At 73.3% G+C, this 14,954-nt stretch carries 17 protein-coding genes; 4 read left to right on the top strand and 13 right to left on the bottom strand.

Going from position 1 to position 14,954, the window contains the following annotated elements:
• Positions 1-143 precede the first annotated feature (143 nt).
• The 4 genes from ACFWV2_RS24645 to ACFWV2_RS24630 form a co-directional block, all read right to left on the bottom strand.
• Positions 144-359 carry an I78 family peptidase inhibitor gene (locus ACFWV2_RS24645; RefSeq protein WP_384407721.1) on the bottom strand — a complete coding sequence of 72 codons (216 nt, stop codon included), beginning with the start codon at positions 357-359 and terminating at the stop codon, positions 144-146.
• Positions 360-621: 262 nt separating this feature from the next.
• Positions 622-1,602 carry a helix-turn-helix transcriptional regulator gene (locus ACFWV2_RS24640; RefSeq protein WP_384407719.1) on the bottom strand — a complete coding sequence of 327 codons (981 nt, stop codon included), beginning with the start codon at positions 1,600-1,602 and terminating at the stop codon, positions 622-624.
• A 56-nt stretch (positions 1,603-1,658) separates the two neighbouring features.
• Positions 1,659-2,933 (bottom strand): glycosyltransferase family 4 protein, encoded by a 1,275-nt coding sequence (locus tag ACFWV2_RS24635; RefSeq protein ID WP_384407717.1) that lies wholly within the window; start codon positions 2,931-2,933, stop codon positions 1,659-1,661.
• Between the two features lie 105 nt (positions 2,934-3,038).
• On the bottom strand, positions 3,039-3,638 hold the full coding sequence (locus ACFWV2_RS24630) for a transglycosylase family protein (protein WP_384407715.1): 600 nt from the start codon (positions 3,636-3,638) through the stop codon (positions 3,039-3,041).
• Positions 3,639-3,855: 217 nt separating this feature from the next.
• Here ACFWV2_RS24630 and ACFWV2_RS24625 point away from each other — a divergent pair, with 217 nt between their 5' ends.
• Positions 3,856-4,638 (top strand): hypothetical protein, encoded by a 783-nt coding sequence (locus ACFWV2_RS24625; protein ID WP_384407713.1) that lies wholly within the window; start codon positions 3,856-3,858, stop codon positions 4,636-4,638.
• A 152-nt stretch (positions 4,639-4,790) separates the two neighbouring features.
• Complete coding sequence (locus ACFWV2_RS24620) at positions 4,791-5,114, top strand: hypothetical protein (protein ID WP_384407888.1); 324 nt, start codon at positions 4,791-4,793, stop codon at positions 5,112-5,114.
• Between the two features lie 93 nt (positions 5,115-5,207).
• Here the strand turns inward: ACFWV2_RS24620 and der are convergent, their stop codons facing one another.
• The 5 genes from der to aroH form a co-directional block, all read right to left on the bottom strand.
• Positions 5,208-6,656, bottom strand: a complete 1,449-nt coding sequence (gene der / locus ACFWV2_RS24615) for a ribosome biogenesis GTPase Der (protein WP_360794043.1) — start codon at positions 6,654-6,656, stop codon at positions 5,208-5,210.
• Positions 6,657-6,726: 70 nt separating this feature from the next.
• Positions 6,727-7,359, bottom strand: a complete 633-nt coding sequence (locus ACFWV2_RS24610) for a lysophospholipid acyltransferase family protein (RefSeq protein ID WP_384407886.1) — start codon at positions 7,357-7,359, stop codon at positions 6,727-6,729.
• A 113-nt stretch (positions 7,360-7,472) separates the two neighbouring features.
• Positions 7,473-8,168: a (d)CMP kinase gene (gene cmk, locus ACFWV2_RS24605; RefSeq protein WP_384407711.1), complete on the bottom strand. Its 696-nt coding sequence runs from the start codon at positions 8,166-8,168 to the stop codon at positions 7,473-7,475.
• Positions 8,169-8,325: 157 nt separating this feature from the next.
• The gene (locus tag ACFWV2_RS24600) at positions 8,326-9,414 is read right to left on the bottom strand and encodes a prephenate dehydrogenase (RefSeq protein WP_384407709.1); all 1,089 of its coding nucleotides are present in this window, start codon (positions 9,412-9,414) and stop codon (positions 8,326-8,328) included.
• A complete protein-coding gene (aroH, locus tag ACFWV2_RS24595; RefSeq protein ID WP_360794049.1) occupies positions 9,411-9,773 on the bottom strand; it encodes a chorismate mutase in 363 nt (120 codons plus the stop codon). Before aroH ends, ACFWV2_RS24600 begins: the two co-directional genes overlap by 4 nt.
• 238 nt (positions 9,774-10,011) lie before the next feature.
• Here aroH and ACFWV2_RS24590 point away from each other — a divergent pair, with 238 nt between their 5' ends.
• A complete protein-coding gene (locus ACFWV2_RS24590) occupies positions 10,012-10,488 on the top strand; it encodes a Rieske (2Fe-2S) protein (RefSeq protein ID WP_384407707.1) in 477 nt (158 codons plus the stop codon).
• Between the two features lie 10 nt (positions 10,489-10,498).
• Entirely contained in the window at positions 10,499-11,188 is a 690-nt protein-coding gene (locus ACFWV2_RS24585; protein ID WP_384407705.1) for a DNA polymerase beta superfamily protein, read from the top strand.
• 49 nt (positions 11,189-11,237) lie between these two features.
• On the opposite strand, the gene ACFWV2_RS24580 is transcribed toward ACFWV2_RS24585, so the two are convergent.
• The 4 genes from ACFWV2_RS24580 to pnuC are packed head-to-tail and all read right to left on the bottom strand — an operon-like array spanning position 11,238 to position 14,732.
• A complete protein-coding gene (locus ACFWV2_RS24580) occupies positions 11,238-12,269 on the bottom strand; it encodes an ADP-ribosylglycohydrolase family protein (RefSeq protein WP_384407703.1) in 1,032 nt (343 codons plus the stop codon).
• Positions 12,266-13,003, bottom strand: coding sequence for an NUDIX domain-containing protein (locus ACFWV2_RS24575; protein ID WP_384407701.1), 738 nt, complete (start codon positions 13,001-13,003; stop codon positions 12,266-12,268). Before ACFWV2_RS24575 ends, ACFWV2_RS24580 begins: the two co-directional genes overlap by 4 nt.
• Positions 13,000-14,079, bottom strand: a complete 1,080-nt coding sequence (locus tag ACFWV2_RS24570) for an AAA family ATPase (protein WP_384407699.1) — start codon at positions 14,077-14,079, stop codon at positions 13,000-13,002. The genes ACFWV2_RS24575 and ACFWV2_RS24570 overlap by 4 nt, the downstream gene beginning before the upstream one ends.
• Positions 14,076-14,732 (bottom strand): nicotinamide riboside transporter PnuC, encoded by a 657-nt coding sequence (gene pnuC / locus ACFWV2_RS24565; protein ID WP_384407698.1) that lies wholly within the window; start codon positions 14,730-14,732, stop codon positions 14,076-14,078. Before pnuC ends, ACFWV2_RS24570 begins: the two co-directional genes overlap by 4 nt.
• Positions 14,733-14,954: the final 222 nt, after the last annotated feature.

The raw sequence follows: 14,954 nt of genomic DNA, 5'->3' as shown, positions 1-14,954 counted from the left end.
ACCCACCAGTCCCCGTCCCCGTCTCCCACCTCCGCCGCGCCCACCACGGCCCCCCCGGCCCACCCCCCACCCGGCCGCCCCCCCCCCCCCGCGCCTTCCCACGGCCCCGGCCCGCCCGCGGCGGGCCCCCTGCCCATGCCCGCTCAGCCGACCCAGCAGCGGGTGACCGTGCCGTCCTCGACCTCGAAGTTGAGGCGTCCGACCAGGTACTCCATCGTGACGATCGAGCCGGGCGGCAGAGACCTCACGGTGCTCCAGCCCCGCGTCCTTGCGAGCTGCGCGGCGCCTTCCGCGGCCAGGCCCACATAGGACTCGGGGGCGTCGCGGGGCGGTTCGGGAGTGCGCGATGTGGGTGCCATGTCCCTCACGTTAGTCCCTTTGCGGTCACGCTTGTGTCACAAGTTCTCGACATATGTCCGCTGTACCCGCCACCGCGCGGAGGGATGCTTTCCGGCCGTTTCTCCGGCAATTCCGAAGGACTGCCGGCAGTTCGCACCACGGGCCCGGAAGCGGGAACGGAAGCATCGATAGCGGGTGCCCAATTCCCCCCTCCCCCGCGCCTGTCCGGAATTGCGCGGGCGACGCGCCGGCAGGGCGCTTCACTCATCCCTTACACAATGCTTACGGTCTCCGACCCTCGGCCTGCCGGTCGAGAGCGCGGGACAACAGGTCCCTGAGCGCCCGCACCCGGTCGACGAGCTCCGGCGGGTCCAGCACCTCGAACTCGAAACCGATCATCGCCACGTGGATCACCATCACGTCGAGGCTGTGGGCGCCGGTCCGCAACAGACAGGCGTGCTCCCCGTCCGCCGTGAGGACACCGTCCGCCGCGCCGACGGCCGCGGCGGCCTCCGCGAGCGGCACCCGCAGCCGGATCGTCGCCTCGGTCGCGTACACGGTGGTGGACACGCCCTTCGCCACATAGGCGGCCAGGTCGTCGGCGGGCGGCTCGCGGGGAGGAAAACGGGGCCCGTGCGGCGGTGTCGGGGTGATCCGGTCGGCCCGGAAGGTGCGCCAGTCGGCCCGGTCCACGTCCCAGCCGACCAGGTACCAGCGGCGCTCGCTGCACACCAGACGGTGCGGCTCGACGGTCCTGCGGGTGGCCGCCCCGCCGTGGTCGCGGTACTCGAACCGCAGCCGCTCGGCGTCCCGGCAGGCGTTGGCCAGTTCGGTGAGCACCGCCGGGTCGATCCGCTCGCGCGGGGTGCGCAGCATCGGCACGGTGAAGGCGTTCAGGGCGCTCACCCGGCGTCGCAGCCGTCCGGGGAGCACCTGTTCCAGCTTGGCCAGGGCGCGGACGGAGCTCTCGCCGATGCCCTCGACGCCCTGTCCGGCGGCGGCGCGCAGGCCGACCGCGACCGCCACGGCCTCCTCGTCGTCGAGGAGCAGCGGCGGCAGCTCGGCCCCCGCGCCCAACTGGTAGCCGCCGCCGGTACCGGGGCTCGCGTTGACGGGGTATCCGAGTTCCCGCAGCCGGTCGACGTCCCTGCGTACGGTGCGGGGCGTGACCCCGAGCCGGTCGGCGAGGGCGGCGCCGGACCACTCGCGGTGGGCCTGGAGCAACGAGAGCAGACGCAAGAGCCGTGCGGAGGTCTCCAACATGGCGCCGAGTCTGCCAGCCCTCGCGGACGGCTTCTGTCCGCAAGGGCCGCCGGTCGTCAGCGGAGGCGGCGGACCAGCCGGCCGACCCGGGCCTTCAGCGTGTAGACCGCGTCGACGGCCCGGCCCACCCCCCGGTGGAGCGACGCCCTGCCCGCGGGGTGGGTCCGCCGGCTCGCGCCCCGCTCGACGAGTTCCGTCCAGAGCGTCTCGTGCCGGGCGGCGATCCGGGCCGGGTCGAAGCGCTCGGAGGCGGCGAGCGCCGCCCGTGCCGTCTTGGCGCGCAGCTCGTCGTCCTCGATCAGCCTGCGCAGCGCCCGTGCGAACGCCGCCACGTCGTCGACCGGTACCAGGAACCCGTCGGTCCCGTCCTCGATGATCTCGCGGGGCCCGTACGGGCAGTCGGTGGAGACGACCGGGAGCCCGCAGCGCATCGCCTCGACGATGGTCATGCCGAAGGACTCGCGCTGCGAGGTCACGGCGGCGATCGAGCCCTTGGCCAGCTCGGGTTCCAGCGGGGTCACCGAGCCCATGAGGAAGACCTGCCCGCCGAGCCCCCGGTCCTTGATATGCCGGGACAGCGGCTCCTTGAGGTCCTGGACCGCGTCGCCCGTGCCGTAGATCCGCAGCTTCCAGTCGGGGTGGTCGGCGGCCGCCTCCGCGAAGGCGTCGATCAGCAGGTCGTACCGCTTGACGCGGGTCAGCCGGCCCGCGGCGACGACGGTCTTCGCCGCGGGGTCGGCGGGCTGCACGGACGGCGCGGGCACGCTGTTGGGCACGGCCTCGATCCGTACGCCGGGCAGCCCCAGCTCCCGGTAGGCGCGGGCGTCCGCGTCGGTGACCGTCGTGACGGCGTCGAGGAGCGCGTACTCGTGGCCGACGTCCCGGCGCAGCCGGTAGCTGTGCCCGTCCAGGATCAGGTGCTCCTGGCCGACGAGGACCGGCCCCCGCCGGGCCTGCCGGGTGAGGTGGACGTTGAGTCCGGGGCGGGTGCCGACGAGGACGTCGGCCTCCACGCCCCGCAGGTGCTCCCCGATCCGGGCGTCGGTGAGGGCGCTGTACTGCTTCCAGCGTCCGTCGCCGCGCGGGAAGACCTCGGCGGGACGGTGCAGGTCGGGGTGGTCGCCGTCGTACCCGGGGCTGTCCTTGCGCAGGTCGACGAGGTGACGCAGGGTCACCCCCGACGGCAGGCCGAGGAGGGGTCGGTCACGGTGGCGGAACACCGAGACGATCTCGACCTCGTGACGTCCCGCCAGTTCCTCGGCGAGGGTGAACGTGGTCCGGATGGTGCCGCCGTAGTGGTAGCCGTTGTGGAGCAGAAAGGAAATACGCATCGCGCTGCCGGTTCCCCCCGGTCAGTTGATCGGTCGCTCGACTGTACTGCCGGTGACGGTCCGTCGTTCACGGGCGACCTGTCTCCCGACCGGGGAGGGGCGGTGTCAGAGCGGGTCGATCCGCAGCATGGTGCCGACGACGATCCGGTCCGGGTCGGCCCCGATCAGGCTCCGGTTCGCCGCGTACAGCGCCTGCCAGCCGCCCTTGATCCCGAAGCGGCGGGCGACGGAGCTGAGCGTGTCGCCGGCCTGGACGGTGTGGACGCGCCCGCTGAGTCCGTACCGCTTGGAGCAGACGGGCCACGCTCCCCAGCCCTGGGTGCGCAGGACCTCCTCCGCGACGGTGATCTGCTCCGGGCGGGTCGCCAGGTCGGCCCGCGGGGCGTACTTCAGTCCGCCGTGCTCGACCCAGGTCGGATGCCAGAACTGGAGTCCGCCGTAGAAGCCGTTGCCCGTGTTGATGTGCCAGTCGCCGCTGCTCTCGCACTCGGCGACGCAGCCCCACGGCCACTGGTCCTTCGCGCAGGGGTAGGAGGGCACGGCCCCGTCCGCGCGCACCCCGGACACGTCCCGCAGCACGGCGGACGCCTGCCGGGGCCCGCCCGCCACCTCCCGGGCCTGGACGGGTGCGGGGGCCAGGGTCAGCAGCGCGGCCGCGGACGCCACCACGAGGGAACCGGTTGTCCACAATCGGATCTTCGACATCGACGCAGGCTAGGCAGCGCTCCGGCGTCCCCGGTCCGTGCCGCGCGGAACACCGTGCACACCCCACCCGGTCGGAGTCACCCGCCCCACCGCACGCGCCACCGGCAAGTTGCCTCGCTTCCGCGCGTGACCCCGGCCGAGCCTGACCCGTTGAACTCGGCATGAGACGACCGGGGACGGCCCGGCGTCCGCCCGTACCGAGTCCAGGGAGCCCCCCGTGCCGCGCATGCTCGACGTCAGCGAGGACGTACGCGCCGAGATCGGCGACGAAGAAGCGGACCGGCTGCTCGCCGGCGACAACGCCCCGGGAAGCTACGACTGCACCTCCTGCCGCACCCCCGGGGACTCCGAGCAGGAGCGCACCAGCACGGTGCTGTTCGTCGGCGACGAGACCGCGGTCCTCGCGTTCGCCCACGCCACCTGCATCCCGTCGCAGGTCGTCCAGGTCGCCGAGGAGCAGCTGCAGGGCGCCGTCGCCTCCATCACGGCCGCCGACACCGCCGACGCGCTGTCCGTCGCCCATCCCGAACAGGCCGTGCTCGGAGTGACCAGTGGTCTCGTCCTGATCCAGGGCGAGCTGCACCCCGCCCTCGTCGTGGAGCCGACCGCCCCGGTGGCCCGTCCCGGTTCGGACGGTCTCACGGACGAGTTCCTGCCGCTCCTCGCCGACCAGGGCTTCCAGCAGGTCATGGACCTGAACGAGCGGCCCGCCGTGCTGCCGGGCTGGTCGGTCCTGGTCGCCATGGGCCAGCTGCACTCCGTCCTCCAGCCGGGACCCGGCGGCGCCGGTCAGGCCGCCTGGTGGCAGGCGCACCAGCCGCTCCAGGTCACCGAGGGCTGGCGCGCGGCGGCCAACAAGTCGCACACGGTGCTGGTCTTCGCCGCCCCCGTGGGCTCGATCGGCCAGCAGCCCCGCGAGGACCTGCTGCGGGACGCGCTGGAGAAGGCCGCGGCGAACGGGCGCCTGGTCGCCGCCGCGATGCCGCTGGCCGGTACCTGATGGACGACGGTCGGCCGGGCTTAGGGTGGACTCGGGTCCCCGGCGTACCGACGGGCTCCCCGGCGCGGGGAGTCCCCACCGTGCCCCGTCCCCGCCCGCCCCATTCGGAGAGCCGCCCGCATCCGACGGGCGGCGGGGTCGTTGGCACCTACGTGCACCCATACGACCCCTTCCCCCAGCCGTATCCGAGTCAGATCCCCTCGATGCGCCCCGCGCAGGACGTCACGGCGGGCGCTTCGCCCACACCGATCTACGACGCCCTGTACTCGGAGTACCGACGGTCGTTCCGCACGCTGCCGGGCGACCGCAGCGGCGAGGAGGACGTGGCCTTCCGGGCCTTCGGCACGACGGGGAGCACGGGCGTCCACGGGCAGGGGCATCGCTACCCGGCGGCGTATCCGACGGCGTGGTCGGCGCAGCACCACCCGACGCAGACACAGGTGGCGCTGCCGCCGGCGCCCCGCAGGGGTTTCTGAGAGCTTTCCCGGGAGACGCGGAACCGAGGGGGACACGGCTGAGGGCCGGGGCGATCACGCCCCGGCCCTCAGCCGTGTCCCACCGCGCGGGTGCTACTTCTTGCGGCCGCGCTTCTCGCGCACCCGCACCGAGATGTGGATCGGGGTGCCCTCGAAGCCGAACTCCTCGCGGAGGCGGCGCTCGATGAAGCGGCGGTAGCCGGCCTCGAGGAAGCCCGACGCGAAGAGCACGAACCGGGGCGGCTTGGTGCCCGCCTGCGTACCGAAGAGGATGCGGGGCTGCTTGCCGCCGCGGATCGGGTGCGGGTGGGCGGCGACGATCTCACCGAGGAAGGCGTTGAGCCGGCCGGTGGGGACGCGGGTCTCCCAGCCCGCGAGGGCGGTCTCGATGGCCGGGACCAGCTTCTCCATGTGGCGGCCGGTCTTCGCGGAGACGTTGACCCGGGGCGCCCAGGCGACCTGCTGCATCTCGGTCTCGATCTCGCGCTCGAGGTAGTAGCGGCGCTCCTCGTCGAGCTCGTCCCACTTGTTGTAGGCGATGACGATGGCGCGGCCCGACTCGACCGCCATCGTGATGATGCGCTGGTCCTGGACCGAGATGTTGTCGGTGGTGTCGATGAGGATGACGGCCACCTCGGCCTTCTCGACGGCGGCGGCCGTCCGCAGGGAGGCGTAGTAGTCCGCGCCCTCCTGGAGGTGGACCTTCTTGCGGATACCGGCGGTGTCGACGAACTTCCACGTCACGCCGCCGAGCTCGATCAGCTCGTCGACCGGGTCACGGGTGGTGCCGGCCAGCTCGTTGACGACGACACGGTCCTCGTTCGCCACCTTGTTGAGCAGCGAGGACTTGCCGACGTTCGGACGGCCGATGAGGGCGATGCGGCGCGGGCCGCCCACCGCGTTGCCGAAGCGCTGCTCGGGGGCCTCGGGCAGCTTCCGCAGGACCTCGTCGAGGAGGTCACCGGTGCCGCGGCCGTGCAGCGAGGAGACGGGGAACGGCTCGCCGAGGCCCAGGGACCACAGCATCGTGGCGTCGGCCTCGCCGGACTGGCCGTCGACCTTGTTGGCGGCGAGGACGACCGGCTTGCCCGCGCGGCGGAGCAGCCGGACGACGGCCTCGTCGGTGTCGGTGGCGCCGACGGTGGCGTCCACGACGAAGAGACAGGCGTCGGCGGCCTCGATGGCGTACTCGGCCTGGGCGGCCACGGAGGCGTCGATGCCGAGGACGTCCTGCTCCCAGCCGCCGGTGTCGACGACCTTGAAGCGGCGCCCGGCCCATTCGGCCTCGTAGGTGACGCGGTCACGGGTGACGCCCGGCTTGTCCTCGACGACGGCCTCGCGGCGGCCGATGATGCGGTTCACCAGGGTCGACTTGCCGACGTTCGGCCGGCCGACGACGGCGAGGACGGGGAGCGGGCCGTGACCGGCCTCCTCGATCGCGCCCTCGATCTCTTCGGCGTCGAAGCCCTCTTCCGCGGCGAGCTCCATGAACTCCGCGTACTCGGCGTCGCCAAGTGCCCCGTGGTCGTGCTGGTCGTTCATGAAGTCCGTTCCTTGATCATTCGTGGTCGGTGGGTCCCCGGGCCGCGGGGCCCACTACTGAAAGTCTCGCTCAGCGCCCGGTGAGGCGCCTGGCGTTTTCCAGGTGCTCGGTGAGCTTCCCCTGGATCCGTACGGTGGCCTCGTCGAGCGCCTTGCGCGTGCGCGGGCCGGAGCCGCCCACCCGTCGCCCGCCGCCGCCCTGGTCCGAGCTTCGCGCCTCTTCCCGCGCCTCGAAGGCGTCGCCGAAGACGACGTCGACGCGGCCGCGCAGCGGAGGGAGTGCCTTGACCAGCCGGCCGCGGCGCTCGGTGCTTCCGAGGACGGCGACCGGGACGATCGGCGCGCCGCTGCGGACGGCGAAGTAGGCCAGGCCCGCGCGGAGCGAGGCGAAGTCGCCCTCGCCCCGGGTGCCCTCCGGGAAGATCCCGAGGACGCCGCCCTGCTTCAGGACGCCCAGGGCGTTGCCTATCGCGTTCCGGTCGGCGCCGTCGCGGTCGACCTTGACCTGACCGATGCCCTCCAGGAAGGGCCCGAGGGGCCCGACGAAGGCTTCCTTCTTGATGAGGAAGTGCACGGGACGCGGGGCGGTGCCCATGAGCATGGGGCCGTCGATGTTGTGCGCGTGGTTGACGGCGAGGATGACGGGGCCGGAGGCCGGCACCCGCCAGGCACCGAGGACGCGCGGCTTCCAGAAGCCGTACATCAGCCCGATGCCGATGCGCCGGCCGACGGCGGCGCCCCTCTCGGAGGGCGGGGACACGCGACGGCCGCGCTCCGCCCCGGCTCGGCCGCGGCCGAGCCCCCCTCGCTCGTCCCTCACTCGGGACCCTCGGCCTGCGCCGCGCCCCGGCCGCGCCGCTCGTCCACGAGGGTGACGACGCACTCGATGACCTGGTCGAGGGTGAGGTCCGTGGTGTCGACCTCGACGGCGTCGTCGGCCTTGGCGAGCGGGGAGGTCTTACGGCTGGAGTCGGCCGCGTCCCGCTTGACCAGGGCCTCCCTCGTGGCGTGCACGTCGACGCCCTTCAGCTCGCCGGAGCGGCGGGCCGCGCGGGCCTCGGGCGAGGCGGTGAGGAAGATCTTCAGGTCCGCGTCCGGCAGGACGGTGGTGCCGATGTCCCGGCCCTCGACGACGATGCCGTGCTCGGCGCCCTTCGCGATGGTCCGCTGGAGCTCGGTGATGAGCGCCCGCACCTCGGGGACGGCGCTGACGGCGCTGACCTTTGAGGTGACCTCTTCGGTACGGATGGGGCCGGCGGCGTCCGCTCCGTCGACCGTGATGGTGGGGCGGCCCGGGTCCGTGCCGGAGACGATGACCGGCTTGGCGGCGGCGTTGGCGACGGCCTCGGCGTCGTGCACGTCGACGTCGTTGCTGATCATCCACCAGGTGATCGCCCGGTACTGGGCGCCGGTGTCCAGGTAGCTCAGCCCCAGCTTCGCGGCGACCGCCTTGGAGGTGCTGGACTTGCCCGTGCCGGAGGGCCCGTCAATGGCGACGATCACGGATTCCACGGTGGGAACACCTTCCTGGGTGAGGGGCGGGACCCGGCGGAGATGCGGGGGGCCACCACAAGGTTACCGAGTCCCCGGCACCCGTTCGGCCCAGCGCCCCCGGCCCGAGCCCCGCACGGCAGCCGCCCCGGCGGGACGCACGCCCACGACGAGGTGGTCAGCCCGTGCGCAGGGACCAGCCCCGCTCCTGCAGCGCCCCGCCCAGAACCCCCGCCGCCGACGGTTCCACCATGAGCTGCACCAGTCCCGCCTGCTGCCCGGTGGCGTGCTCGATGCGCACGTCCTCGATGTTGACCCCCGCCCGTCCCGCGTCCGCGAAGATACGGGCCAGCTCGCCCGGCTTGTCGCTGATGAGGACGGCGACGGTCTCGTACACCGTGGGCGCGGCGCCGTGCTTCCCGGGGACCCGGGAGCGCCCGGCGTTGCCCCGGCGCAGGACGTCCTCGACGCCCGAGGCCCCGTCCCGGCGCTCGTCCTCGTCGGCGGACTGCAGGGAGCGCAGGGCGCGCACGGTCTCGTCGAGGTCGGCGGCGACGCCGGAGAGGACGTCGGCGACGGGGCCGGGGTTGGCGGAGAGGATCTCGATCCACATGCGGGGGTCGGAGGCGGCGATCCGGGTCACGTCCCGGATGCCCTGCCCGCAGAGGCGTACGGCCGACTCGTCGGCCTCCTCGAGGCGCGCGGCGACCATGGAGGACACGAGCTGCGGGGTGTGGGAGACGAGGGCGACGGCCCGGTCGTGGGCGTCGGCGTCCATGACGACGGGGACGGCCCGGCAGTGCGCGACGAGTTCCAGGGCGAGGTTCAGGACCTCGGTGTCGGTGTCCCGGGTCGGGGTGAGGACCCAGGGCCGTCCCTCGAAGAGGTCGGCGGTCGCCGCGAGCGGGCCCGAGCGTTCCTTGCCGGACATCGGGTGCGTGCCGATGTACGCGGTGAGGTCGAGGTCCAGCGCCTCCAGCTCCCGCTTGGGGCCGCCCTTGACGCTGGCCACGTCCAGGTAGCCGCGGGCGAGACCGGCCGCCATGGCCTCGGCGAGGGTGCCGGCCACGTGCGCCGGGGGTACGGCGACGATCGCGAGGTCCACGGGGCCGTCGGGCGTCTCGTCGGTGCCGGCGCCGAGCGCGGCGGCCGTCCGGGCGCGCGCCGGGTCGTGGTCGCGCAGGTGGACGGTGACACCCCGGGCCGCGAGGGCCAGCGCGGCGGAGGTGCCGATCAGTCCGGTTCCGATGACGAGCGCTGTTCTCACTGGGCGATGTCCTTGCGCAGGGCGGCCGCGGCGCCGAGGTAGACGTGGGCGATCCGGGACTTGGGCAGCTCGGTCTCGACGTGGGCGAGGAGCCGGACGACCCTCGGCATCGCCCCCTCGATGTCGAGTTCCTGGGCGCAGATCAGGGGGACGTCGACGATGCCGATGTCCCGGGCGGCGGCGGCCGGGAAGTCGCTGTGGAGGTCGGGCGTGGCCGTGAACCAGATGCTGATGAGGTCGTCGGCGGTGAGGTCGTTGCGCGCGAGGACGGCGGTGAGCAGTTCCTCGACCTGCTCGCGCATGTGTCCCGCCTCGTCCCGCTCCAGCTGGACGGCGCCTCGGACCGCTCGTACCGCCACGTCGTGCTCCTTCGCCTGCGTCAGTGCTCCGTTCAGCCTAGTCAGCGCCGGGGGCCCCGCGTCGCGGCGGCCCGCCCTCCGAGACGGGGCCCGTCCCGGAACAGGCTCAATGTCACCCGGGCCGGGGTGTTCCGCCACTCGGCGCGGGGGTGGGGGCGGGGCCGCCGTGCGGGGGAGGCGGACGCCGGGTCCAGGCGTGTTGCGGGACCCGGGGGCGCCGCGCGGCCAAGCTGGCGGCATGACTTCACGCGCCACCCCTCGCCGTACCGTCCTGCTGGCCGCAGCGGCCCTGACGACGACGGGCTGCGGCTCGGACGGCGGGGGTGACGGTGGTACGAGCACCAGCGCGACGGCCACGCCGGGCGCCCCGGACACCGCGTCTGCCCCGGCAGCGGCCTCCTCCTCGGCCGAGGCCTCCGCGACCGCCGCCGCCCCGCTGACGAGGACCGCCGAGATCCCGGTGGGCGGGGGCATGGTCTTCGCCAAGGAGAAGGTGGTCGTCACGCAGCCGGTGGCCGGGGAGTTCAAGGCGTTCTCCGCGGTCTGCACCCATCAGGGCTGCACGGTGAACAAGGTCGCGGACGGCACGATCGACTGCCCGTGCCACGGTTCGAAGTTCCGTGTCGCCGACGGCTCGGTGGCGAAGGGACCCGCCACCCGCCCGCTGCCGGCGGAACAGATCACCGTCTCGGGGGACGCGATCACCCTCGCGTAGCCTGACGCGCATGACTCCGGACGAGCTGGTACGCGACCACACGATCTACTCCTGCGTCATGGGGTCGCGCGCGTTCGGCCTCGCGACCGAGGGCAGCGACACGGACGTCCGGGGCGTCTATCTCGCCCCGACGCCGCTGTTCTGGCACTTCGAGAAGCCGCCCGCGCAGGTGGAGGGGCCGGCCGAGGAGCAGTTCAGCTGGGAGCTGGAACGCTTCTGCGAGCTGGCCCTGCGCAACAACCCGAACGTCCTGGAGTGCCTCCACTCCCCCCTGGTCGAGCACGCCGACGACCTCGGCCGCGAGCTGCTCTCGCTGCGCGGGGCCTTCCTCTCCCGCCAGGCCCACCAGACCTTCGTGCGGTACGCGGACGGCCAGCGCCGCAAGCTCGACGCGGACGTCCGCCAGTACGGCCACCCGCGCTGGAAGCACGCCATGCATCTGCTGCGACTCCTGACCAGCTGCCGTGACCTGCTGCGCTCGGGCGAACTGCGCATAGACGTCGGCGAGGACCGCGACCGGCTCCTCGCGGTCAAGCGCGGCGAGCTGACCTGGGCGGAGGTCGAGTCCTGGATGGACCGCCTCCAGGGGGAGGCCGACCGCGCCCACGACACGACCCCGCTCCCGCCCGCACCGGACCACGCCCGCGTACAGGACTTCCTGATCCGCGCCCGCCGCGCCTCGGCACTCACCACCGCCTGACCGCCTCGGCCCCGGCGCCGAGGGAACTCCGGGGAGAGGTCGTCAAGGGTCAGGCGTCCCAGAGCGCGCCGAGGGTCAGCAGGTCGCTCCGGTACTCGACGTGCTCCTCCCATTCCTTCGGCCAGGCGTCGGCGCCGAGGTGGGCTCCGGCGAAGGCGCCCGCGAGGGCGGCGATCGAGTCGGAGTCGCCTCGGGTGCAGGCCGCGCGGCGCAGGGCGGTGAGGGGCTCGCCGGGGAAGAGGAGGAAGCAGAGCAGCCCGGTCGCGAGGGCCTCCTCCGCGATCCAGCCGTCACCGGTGTACGTACAGGGGTCGAGCTCCGGGTCGGCGGTGCGCTGGACGGCGGCGAGGCGTTCCAGGATCGCCAGGCACTCGTCCCAGCCGCGCCGGATGAAGGAGAGGGCGGACGGGTCCTGGGAGCGGGTCCATAGGTCGCCGAGCCAGTGCTCGTGGTAGCGGTCGCGGTTCTCGTACGCGTACGAGCGCAGCTGTCCGACCAGGCCGGCCGGGTCGACGCCCTGGGCGAGGAGGTACACCGCGCGGGCGGTGAGGTCGGAGGCGGCGAGCGCGGTGGGGTGACCGTGGGTCAGCCCCGACTGGAGCTGCGCGGCGCCCGCCCGCTGCTCCTCGCTGAGCCCGGGGACGAGCCCGACGGGGGTGACCCGCATGTTGGCGCCGCAGCCCTTGGAGTGGATCTGGCTGGCGTCCTGCCAGGGCGCGTCGAGCGTCAGGAGCTCGCAGGCGGTGAGGCAGGTGTTGCCGGGGGCACGGTTGTTCTCCGGGGAGCGGTACCAGTCGATGAACTCCTGTCGCACCGGCCCGGCGAGCCGCTCGGGTTCGAGCACTCCCCGGTCCATGGCGGTGCGGATGCCCCGGGCGAAGGCGAGGGCCATCTGGGTGTCGTCGGTGACGTACGCCGTGCCGCCGCTGACGGGCAGCGCCATCTCCCGCCAGGGTCCGGCCTTGGCGAGGATCGAGGGCACGTCGCTGAACTCGGTCGGGAAGCCCAGCGCGTCGCCGAGCGCCAGCCCGATCAGGGAGCCGGTCGCGGCCTGCTTGGTCGCGGTGCGTGCGAGGTTCACGCGGATCGTCCTTCCGGTCGCAGGAGGGGCGGGTGGAGGGTCGTGGCCTCACCCGCCCGGTAGAGAGCGGCCGGTTTCCCCCGTCCGCCGGTGAGGCGCGGAGGTCCTTCCACGGCCTGGACGAAGCCGGGCGTGGTGAGGACCTTGCGCCGGAAGTTGGGGCGGTCGAGCTCGACGCCCCAGACCGTCTCGTAGACCTGGCGCAGCTCGCCGAGCGTGAACTCGGGCGGGCAGAACGCGGTCGCGAGGCAGGTGTACTCCAGCTTGGCGCCGACCCGTTCCTGGGCGTCGGCGAGGATCCGGTCGTGGTCGAAGGCGAGACCGCCGACCGTGTCGTACGGCAGCCACCGCGCCTGTGCCGCGTCACCGCCGCCGCGGGGTTCGGGCGGGTCGGGTACGAGCGCGGTGAAGGCGACGGAGACGACCCGCATCCTCGGGTCGCGGTCCGGCTCGCTGTAGGTGCGGAGCTGTTCGAGGTGGAGCCCGGCGACGGTGGCCTCGGAGAGGCCGGTCTCCTCGACGAGTTCGCGGCGGGCGGCCCGCTCGGCGGACTCGGACGGGAGGACGAATCCGCCGGGGAGGGCCCAGGAGCCGGCGTACGGCTCCTGGCCGCGCTCGACGAGCAGGACGTGGAGCCGCCCCTCGCGGAGGGTGAGGACGGCGAGGTCGACGGTGACGGCGAACGGCTCGAAGGCGTACGGGTCGTACCCCTCGGGCACCCGGCGGCCGGTCATCGGCGTTCCGGCAGGGGGTCGGCCAGGTGCCGGCCCTCCGCGAGCAGCGCGTCCACGGCGGCGACGGCGGCCGCGAGCCGCTCCTCGTGGGGTCCGCTGAGGACGGCGGTGCGGCGGCCGCTGTGGGCGAGCTGGGTGAGGAACCGGGCGGTCATCCAGGGCCGCAGGTGTTCCCCGTCGCGCAGTCCGTCGTCCTCGAAGTCGACGCCCCGGTGGTCGGTGAGCAGCCAGAGGTGCTGCCGGCCGAGGGCGGCGATCTCGCCGGTGGCGGGGCTGGCGGTGCCCATGTACCGCTCGTGCCAGATGGTGGTGGCGAACGCGTCGGTGTCGCAGAAGAGCACGGGCGAGCCGTCGCGGGCCGCCTCCTCCTCCAGTTCGGCCTGGCGCTGGGCGATGACGGGGAAGTCGGCGGAGTGGAATGCGACGTCGGCCCAGGTCGCGTCCGGGCGTTCGGCGCGGAGTTCGGCGAGTTTGAGTTCGCTGTACTCGCGGCCGTACTCCGGTACGTACCGGGTGCGGGCCCAGACCCCGCCGCGCCGCCGGTAGTGGTCGGCCAGGGCGAGGGCCATGGTGGTGGTGCCGGTGGACTCGGCGCCGAGGACGACGACCCGCCGGGTGAGGGCCGCCCGTACCGGCGCCTCCAGGAAGTCCCAGCAGCCGGCGGGGTCCGCGCGGACGGCGGTGCCGGAAACGGGGAATCGGGTGCGTCCGGGGTCGACGCAGACGGACTCGGCCCCGAAGCGGCGGGCGAGTTCCTCCCCGTACGGCTCCGAGGTGAAGACGGCGTCGACGGGTTCGCGCACGGCGTCCCGGAAGACCGCCATGTGGGCCTCCCACACCTCGGGGTCGTGGAGGTCGACGGGGATGTCGTCGACGGCGCCCACGACGAGGGCGTCGGGGTGGATCTCGCGCATCCAGGCGACGCGCTCGTCGAGCGGTACGGACTCGACGGAGGAGGCGCAGACGAGGACGGTGAGGCGCTCGCAGCGGGCCAGGGCGGTGCGGACGAGGTAGTGGTGCCCGGCGTGCGGCGGATAGAACTTGCCGAGGACCAGGCCGTGTCCGTAGCGCTTCATGCCGTCGCCCCCGCCGGGACGCGTTCGCGCCGGTCGGTGAGGTCCCTGGTCCAGCCGCGCAGGCCGAGGACGCAGAGGGTCATGAAACCGAGGTAGAGCAGGGAGGTCAGGTAGAGCTCCTTGTGGGCGTACAGCGGCACGTAGACCACGTCGGCGGCGATCCACAGCCACCAGGACTCCAGGCGCTTGCGGCACTGGCCGTAGGTCGCCATGAGGGACAGCGCGGTCGTGAGGGCGTCCCAGAAGGGGACGGTCGAGTCGGTGGCGCGGTCGAGCAGCAGGGTGAGGGCGAGGGTCCCCACCACCCCCGCCGTGAGCAGCCACGTCCACTCGGTGCGCGTGGTGCGGCGCACCGGGAGGGCGTCGGAGCCTGGTCCACCCCCGTGGGTCCAGGTCCACCAGCCGTACACGGCGAGGATGATGAAGACGATCTGGAGGCCGGCGTCGGCGTAGAGCCCCGCCTGCGTGAAGAGCAGGACGAAGAACAGGTTGTTGGCGATGCCGATGGGCCAGTTGGCGAGGTGCTGGCGGGCGACGAGCCAGACGCAGAGCGCTCCGCTGCCGAATCCGAGGACCTCGGTCCAGCTGACCGGGGTGTCGAGAACGGTGAAGAGCGGTCGCTGCAGGGGTTCGAGAATGCTTGCGAGGCTCACGCCCGCCTCCTTAAGAGTCACCATGACTATAAAGCGGGTCGGGCCCCGGCCACAAGACCGGTCCCGGAAGACGGAGCAGCCCGTGACCGCGCCGGAACACGGAGAAGCCCGTGACCGCCGGGGGGGCAAGGGGGGTTACCACGGGGGGCGGGGCCCCGAGAGGGCGGCGGGCGTCAACAGGATGGCGACCGCCGGGGTTGGGTGGGGGGGGCGACAACCCCG

Origin of the sequence: Streptomyces sp. NPDC058671 (assembly GCF_042716475.1) — a bacterium.
Lineage (GTDB): Bacteria > Actinomycetota > Actinomycetes > Streptomycetales > Streptomycetaceae > Streptomyces.
The sequence above is the reverse complement of the archived record's forward strand: the minus strand, read 5'-3'. Positions and strand labels throughout refer to the sequence as shown.